Source organism: Anaerocolumna sp. (assembly GCF_032079385.1).
Taxonomy (GTDB): Bacteria; Bacillota; Clostridia; order Lachnospirales; family Lachnospiraceae; genus Anaerocolumna.
The window spans coordinates 1-8015 of the sequence record NZ_DAMAUC010000049.1; the positions used below are offsets into that span (position 1 = coordinate 1).

The 8015-nt window shown below is 36.5% G+C and carries 6 protein-coding genes and 1 pseudogene; all 7 read right to left on the reverse strand.

Translation table 11 applies throughout. The annotated features are described in order from the left end of the window. A partial coding sequence (locus tag RT261_RS21060) for a YitT family protein (protein ID WP_313135073.1) occupies positions 1-182 on the reverse strand: 182 nt, incomplete at its 3' end. 255 nt (positions 183-437) lie between these two features. Next, on the reverse strand, positions 438-1610 hold the full coding sequence (locus tag RT261_RS20760; protein ID WP_313135079.1) for a CD3324 family protein: 1173 nt from the start codon (positions 1608-1610) through the stop codon (positions 438-440). A gap of 442 nt (positions 1611-2052) precedes the next feature. Beyond that, positions 2053-2769, reverse strand: a pseudogene (locus RT261_RS21065) (YitT family protein). A 182-nt stretch (positions 2770-2951) separates the two neighbouring features. Continuing rightward, positions 2952-3539 (reverse strand): TetR/AcrR family transcriptional regulator, encoded by a 588-nt coding sequence (locus RT261_RS20770; RefSeq protein WP_313135074.1) that lies wholly within the window; start codon positions 3537-3539, stop codon positions 2952-2954. Between the two features lie 160 nt (positions 3540-3699). Beyond that, positions 3700-5604, reverse strand: a complete 1905-nt coding sequence (locus RT261_RS20775) for a flavocytochrome c (RefSeq protein ID WP_313135076.1) — start codon at positions 5602-5604, stop codon at positions 3700-3702. Positions 5605-6216: 612 nt separating this feature from the next. Continuing rightward, positions 6217-7302, reverse strand: a complete 1086-nt coding sequence (ltrA, locus tag RT261_RS20780; protein WP_313135077.1) for a group II intron reverse transcriptase/maturase — start codon at positions 7300-7302, stop codon at positions 6217-6219. After that, positions 7299-7523, reverse strand: coding sequence for a hypothetical protein (locus RT261_RS20785; RefSeq protein ID WP_313135078.1), 225 nt, complete (start codon positions 7521-7523; stop codon positions 7299-7301). Before RT261_RS20785 ends, ltrA begins: the two co-directional genes overlap by 4 nt. Positions 7524-8015 lie beyond the last annotated feature (492 nt).

The window sequence follows — 8015 nt, forward strand, 5'->3', positions numbered from 1 at the left end:
ACAAGATATGATACAGGCAAACCACTAAAATTATTAATACTTAATGCTATACCGGTTGTTCCTCCGGTAATCAGTCCTGATGGCAGAATAAAGAAGGCTACACCTGCTGCATAAAGAAAATTTCCTAATATAACGATTAGCATATCAAATAACAATTTCGTTTTTTTCATAAAAACCTCCATAAAAAACACGTCTGCCAGGTTTTTCCCTAACAGACGTGGATCAAGGCACTTGCCTAATACTTTTAATTATTTATACCATAATTTTTTTCAAACTTCAATCCCTTTATTTTGGATTTTCATATGATTTCATGTCAAACCTGCCAGATTATTTCATGCAGTCTGCATTATCTTATACTCAGGATGTACTCCATGAAATGATGATTATATACTATTCATAATATCTTTCCCACTTTATAAACGCCAGAAAGTAAATCACTATTTCATTATACTCTGTATTTTATCTTCATTCTGCTTAACAAATGAAAATAATTTAGCGGAGTCCCTTGCTAATTTTTCATCTCCTACTCCTAAATAATATGCTGTAAATAGTAATTCAATATTCTTCATCACACAAGCTATGGCATTTTTTTCAATACTACTTAATGGCGTAGTCGAATCGTAACCACTTATTACCTGTCTAATGATTTCATACCACTTTTCTTCCTCAACACGATTATTATCTTCTTCCAGAAGAATTCCTAATAAAAAGTAGCACAAATCAAATATTCGTATATTACTTTGGCTTAAATCAAAATCTATATATCCAGAAAATACTCCGTTGTCAAACAAAAAATTCCCCAGATGGACATCTCTGTGAATTAACTGTTTCGGCAAATCATCATAAATTTCTGATAACTCATCTATAGAATTCTTTATATCTTCTGGTTCCAGATATTCCGGCTTTAATTTCAGTAAGTTTCTGCTTACCCAGCCTTGCATTTCTTCAAGCATACTATTATTCCAATAACTAATACTCTTTGCGCATTCCTGAAATGCAATATGGAGTTTAGCCAATATTGCTCCAAATTCAAAAAACCATATATCATCACATTTATTCAGATTGACAATATTCTTTCCATTCAATTTTGTAGTAAGAATATACATAGCACTATTATGTATCAAGTAGTCTCTCCCGTCCGGTAATTTAATAATCTCCGGAACCGGAATTCCTGCTTCATGAAGCGTTTTCATCATTACAATATTTCTTTGTAATCCATTAGGATTGTCGTATGTTTTTAAAACATATGAATTGTTAATGTTCCATGCCGAATGATATATCTGAACAGGAGTAGCCTCTATATTCCATTCTTTCAGTAATTCTTCTATCATAACTATTACTCTCTCCATTTTTCTTTTTTGTGACAAAATGATCCTTCTTATACTTTGTAATGACAGGTGATAGTGCTCCGCTAATAATGACATTTTAACGCCTTCAAGATATTTATCATATATGTGCTGATTCCGTAACTCCATTTCACGATGATAATTTGTTTTTTCTCCCCATTTACTTTTCTTAGAATCATGTTTAGGAATATATATGTATACTCCCTCTGCATATTTTCTAACTTTATCTAATAATTCCTCTGGTAAAATTTCTTTTCCATTCACATACTTCAATCCTATCACCTCATTTCATATTAATTTTATCACATCAACTATATAATAACATTCTCAAACTCATTTCTGCCAAAATATTGAGCAGTAATTCTTAGTTCCCTTCAGATACAGGTATTTGATTTGATGGCCGGAGAGAATATCCATCGCATTATGGTATTCCTCCAACATATCCTGTGCATCTTGGTCAAGGTAAAAACACATTCCTGCACCTGTTGGCTGGGTCTAATCCTCCAAAGTGCCACCTCGTTAACTCCGGGATTTTCACTATGCTACTGACTTTGACCTCGCCCGGTCAGTTCGGTAATAATCATCTCTAATACTACATGGTTGACTCCTTTTGATTGATTTGAGAAACATCCAGTTTTCCTTGAAAACGTGGATTTAATAATTTAATTGACAGATACATTTAAAAAGCAATGGTGTAGATGAGTATTCACCTCTGTAGGCAAATCAAAACAAAGATACTAAACCCTCTTCCCCTTACTTCGCTGACACGGCTAAATGACAAAAGCATCTTCATCTATTTGATGCACTAATTTTTCTACCTTATAAAGTTCCCGGTTTGAAACCACGCTTAATAAAATATCCGTCTCTTTTTCCAAATACCCTGTCCTGCCATGTAAAAGAGTAACGCCTCTGTCAATCTCAGAAATAATTGCTGCCTTTATCGCCTCCGCTTTATTGCTTACTACTTTTAACTGCATTTTGTTTGTACCAAGCATAAGAAGCCGGTCCAAAACAATGGTATATACCAGCACCAAAACAATACCATAGAGGACTTTTTCTTTATCACTAAAAGCGGCCTGTAATGCAAGTATTATGCAGTCAAAAACATATAAACTTACTGAAACCGATATACGGGTGTATTTATTGATAATCAACGGTGATATATCCATCCCGCCTGTACTTGCCCCCGCCCTGATAATGTACTAACCAAAGTTGTTAGTGCAAAATTCTTTCCAAGAACCAATAATCCCAAAATGAACATGGTTACATTAAAACCAAAGACAAGATATGATACAGGCAAACCACTAAAATTATTAATACTTAATGCTATACCGGTTGTTCCTCCAGTAATCAGTCCTGATGGCAGAAGAAAGAAGGCTACACCTGCTGCGTAAAGAAAATTTCCTAATATAACGATTAGTATATCAAATAATAAAAAACACGTCTGCCAGGTTTTTCCCTAACAGACGCGAATCTAATTTATAAATACCAGAAGTAAATTATTATTTAACTAGTTTCTTTATGTCTTCATTTTTCTAGTCAAGTGTACTGCCACATTCTGACCTACAAACGGCTTGATATCGAATATACCGAGTGCCTCCAGTATTATTCCTTATTCGTAAGGCTCACGCTTAATAACTTCATGACGGGTAAAATAGCCTCAGGTAAGCTATAATTGCCATTATGCTTTGCCCAGTCAGCACTAAAGCCTCTTAAAACAATCATCAGCATACGTGCAGTATCTATTGCATCGGTCCCTGCTAGCTTCAGTTGTTTCTTTTCCTCTCCTCTGAGGACTATGTTAAGTAATATCTGAAAAATTCCCCGCTTCTCATCCATGTAATTATTACTAGCATCCCTTAACGGTGCCAGACTGATGTAGCGACAGGTTTCCACTCCTCTTTCCGTAACATAGTTTCCGTATTCCTCTCCGAAGATAAGCAGATTATCTGCCTCATTTTTTGTAAACTTGCGTACAACTTCATTATTAAAATAGTCATCAATATCTGCAAATAAAATCCATGCTAACTCCCCTTTATAAGGGAAATAATGATAAAACGACCCTGTTGATATCCCCAGACAATGGCAAATCTTCCTTACAGTAAGATTGGCATATCCTTCTGTATTAATAAGATCCGTAATCTGAGCAAGCAATTCTTGCTTTCGTGCTATATATTTTAATTCAGAATTCATGTAGTATCCCCCTATCCTAGGTGCCATTTTTCAGTCTATCAATACTTAAAATATTAAAATACTACCTACATCATAACATATCCTTTTCTACAAATGCAAGAGAAGAGGGCCGAAAACTCCCTCTTCTCATATCCTTTGCCTTATTCAATTTCATTAATGTTTATCTTTCAAATGCTGCAGCATTCGTCCCTGCGATACGTCCGAATACCACGGTATCCGTTAACGCGTTACCACCTAAGCGGTTCGTTCCATGAATTCCTCCTGTTACCTCACCAGCTGCAAAAAGTCCGGTAATTACATTTCCATTCGTATCAATAATCTGTGCCTGCTCATTGATTTGCACACCGCCCATGGTATGATGAACGGTAGGCACACGAATAGCCGCATAGTAAGGCCCGTTATTAATGCCATTATTTACACCATCCGTATCGGTAAATAATGTTCGGCCAAATTTATCAGTCTGACCTTCCAGATCTCCGCCTTTGCAATAACGATTATATTCTTCTACGGATGCTATCAGATTATCGGCAGGAACATTCATTAATCCGGCAAGCTCCTCCAGGGTCTCTGCTTTTAATGCACGTCCCGCTGATACCAAATCTGCAATGCTCTCACCAAAGTTGTTTATTTCGTTTCCCTTCTGATATGTATCGCTATCCATTACAATATACATTTTAGTCTCCGGTTGCTCAAATAAAGCAAGAGTCATATCATCACGACGTCCGCCTTCATTTACAAATCGGTTGCCTTCCAGATTAATAAATATTCTGCTTTCAACCGCATGCTCGATGTTACCGGAGAGACTTCCTGTTTCAGGATCACCTAAGGGCAGTAGCTGGATATTCTCCATCTGTACAAGATTAGCACCTATTGCTTCAGCCATTATGATACCATCACCGGTAATTCCGCTCGTATTAGTACTTGGAATGGTTTCGTCAAGAGTCGGCCACTTTTTACTAATTTCATTATATTTCATACGCATTTCTACATTTCTACCGAAACCACCAGTAGCCAGTATAATACCGTTAGTAGCCTTGGCAGTAACCGTATTTCCTGTTTCACCGGTACATACTACTCCAGTAACCACGCCATCTTCCATGATAAATTCTTTTGCTGTAGTATTGTAAACCATAGTAATTCCGGTATGATTATCAATATAATTCTGATAGGTTTTAAAGAATCCTGTACCTTCGGGTTCTACTGGCTTATGGGCACGAGGCCACATGCCTCCAGTTACTGTGAATACACCGTCAAAGAATTCCATTCCTAAGCTTTTGAGCCACTCTACTCCTGGCCAGGCATTGTCAACCAGTGTATGTACAAGTACAGAATCACCTTTCTTATCTCCACCTTCAAAGGTCTGATTGTAGTGGTTTTCAACGCTATCCTTGTTAGCAATCGCCGTCTCACTTCCTTCATCAACAGCATTCAGAGCACCACCCGATAAAATCGTATTACCACCCATTTTACTGGCTTTTTCAATAACTATAACCGTCTTACCTGCCTGATTAGCAGTTACTGCGGCTGCCATTCCGGCACCTCCTGCACCGATAACCAGGACATCAGCTGTCAGCTCTTGATCCTCCGCTTGTTCTGTTATCTTTTTAACAGTTAGGAGCAAATTAATTTCGCTCTCACTTAATCCGGCCTGCTTTAAGCATTCTGTAACACCTTCAATAATAGCATTACTTGTTAGTGTAGCGCCGGATACTGCATCAACAGCAAGGCCTTGAATCTCAATGATTTCAGCAGAAATTGATTTGATTGCAGGTTCACCGACACCAGGAGTTTCCTTATGGTCAATCTGGATGTCAGTAATTGCTGTATCAGATACAGTAACTGTTACTGTCATCTCATGCATACCGGTGACGGTAGCTGAATATGTACCAGCACTATAAGCAATCTCAGCGTCTTCAGAGGATGCGCTTTGCGTGGGTGCAATGGTCGGGTTCTTAGTGTCAGCATTACTTTTTGCGCAACCAGCGAATGCTGTAACTGTAAACATTGCTACTAAACCAATGCTTAGCATTTTCTTAACAGTACCTTTGTAAAAATTGTGTTTCATAAATTCCTCCCATAAGTACAAGATGAACTGTAATTAAGTCCTCTTGCAATAAATTAGAACATGTTTTAGAACATGTATGTTAATTTTATAACACACTTCTGGCACATACGCAAGCTAAAATTTAATAATTATATCAAATTCTTTATTTTCATTAATTTTTGCTGTAAAATAAAATTTTTCTAACGAATAGACAGTTTTTTCTTCCAATGTTTTTCTGTATTTTACAAAAACAAAACTGCTAATAAAGTTTGCAATCCGCACCTGCCCATTGGTATTATCTGCAATCAGTTCATTATGATAACTCTTTATGATGCGGGAGAAAGAATACAAGAAGCTTTTGGTTCATAGATAAAGGATATAGTTTTGACACGGAAAGGCTCCTACTTATATATCAATGGCAAGGCCCTACTTATATATCCCAACTAGCAATGAATGGAGTAGATAAGAATAAGCAAAAAAATAGTGTTACTAACGGGTTACTAATACACTACCAACAGGGAGATTTCTAAGAATTCTGAATGGGTTTAATAGAATAGAGTAGAAAAATAATTGCTAAGAATTATTTCCCTCTCATTGAACCGTACGTACGGGTCACGTATACGGCTCTACAATTTATATTCCAACTTTTCTTAGATAGTATTGTAAAGGATTGAGCAGGTTTGCTCCGTCCTTTACTTTTGTTTCTAACAGTGTAGGACTTAAAATATAGTTCACAACATTCATACTACATCTTTTGTACCACCCTAGTCTTGAATTAGCTACTTTGAAGATGCTTTCGTTATTAAACCCATTATTATATTTACGATTTAAATAACTAAGGTTTTTAAAGATGGTCTTTGGCTTTTTCCATTGTTTTATAACAATTACTCTTATTTTATGCCTTAACCACTGACCAAACTCATCCATGAATTGCTTCATCATTCCAATTCGAAAGTAATTAATCCATCCTATAGCTATTTGATTTACCCTTTTTATAGTAATTTCTAAAGGTCTTGCGATTGCTTTTCCTCTTTTGAGATAATCACGCATTACTTGGTATAACTTCGCTTTCTTCTCATTTGTAGGCTTTACTTTCCATTCTCCACCATTCTTTAGGAATGTGAATCCTAGATACTTACTTCTCGTCGGTCTGTCTACTTTGGACTTTGTCGCATTTACTTTTAGAAATAGTTTTCTTTCAATCCAACTTGATATTGAGGTCATTACTCGATTCGCGGCTACTTCACTTCTAGTGAATATCAGTACATCATCTGCGTATCTTACGAAACGCAGACCACGCCCCTCTAATTCCTTATCTAACTTATCAAGATACACATTTGAAAGTATAACTGAAATAGGTCCTCCTTGAGGTACACCTGTTTTAGTAGCTTTAATAATTCCTTTCTCCATTATTCCTGCTCGTAGATATTTACGAATGAGATTTAGGACACTGCTATCATTTACTTGTTCTCTAAGAATTTGAATTAATTTATCATGATTTACTTTGTCGAAGAACTGCTCAATATCTATATCTATTACCCATTCATATCCATTATTTAAGTATTCTAATGCTTGTTTTATTGCATCATGGCAACTCCTATTTGGACGAAATCCATAGCTGTACTCGCTGAATACTTTTTCATAAATGTCTGATATTGGCTGTGCTACTGCTTGTTGAATTGTTCTATCTAATGCAGTTGGTATTCCTAAAGGTCTCATTTTTTTCCATTACTTTTGAGTATATACACTCGTCGCACAGGTTGTGGAAAATAAGTCCTATTTCTAAGAGAACTTATAATTGATTCCTGATTTTCTCTAATATAGTTTCCCAGCTCTTTCATTGTCATTTCGTCTATTCCACTTGCACCTTTATTGGCAACTACCTTTTTATAGGCTTGGTTTAGATTTTCTTTTGTTAATATCACTTCCATTAATTCCATTGTCGTTACTCCTCTGCCTACTTTAACATTTATGCATATCACCCCTCTAGATATAGACAGTATCCCTCGGTTACGTTCCTACCTTTCCTGTCCATCCGATTTCTAGCTCATGCATCCTTTTATGAATAGCGATTTGTACTATAAACCGCTTCAATCCTTCAGCTATTACACCTACTATAACTCCATCTGACTCCCTCCCCAAATCTTTTTCGACCATATCTTCTGATATGTGGGTAGGGTCTCCCAGGGTAAGACACTAATCTTCCCTTCCACAACCTCTTAATTTACAACTTCGGTTTACGTTTACCTTTTGGGTTTTGACTTGTATTGCAACCTTACCCATCTAATTGCCTTATTAAGTTTCTGTTCGTAGGCTCAAGAAATTCGCTACACCACTTCCTTCATCCATACCATTACTGATACCAACTTGTGGTTCACTACACTTGGCGGTAAATACCCGTGGCTAGACTTTCACTAGCTAGATTAGTGCCA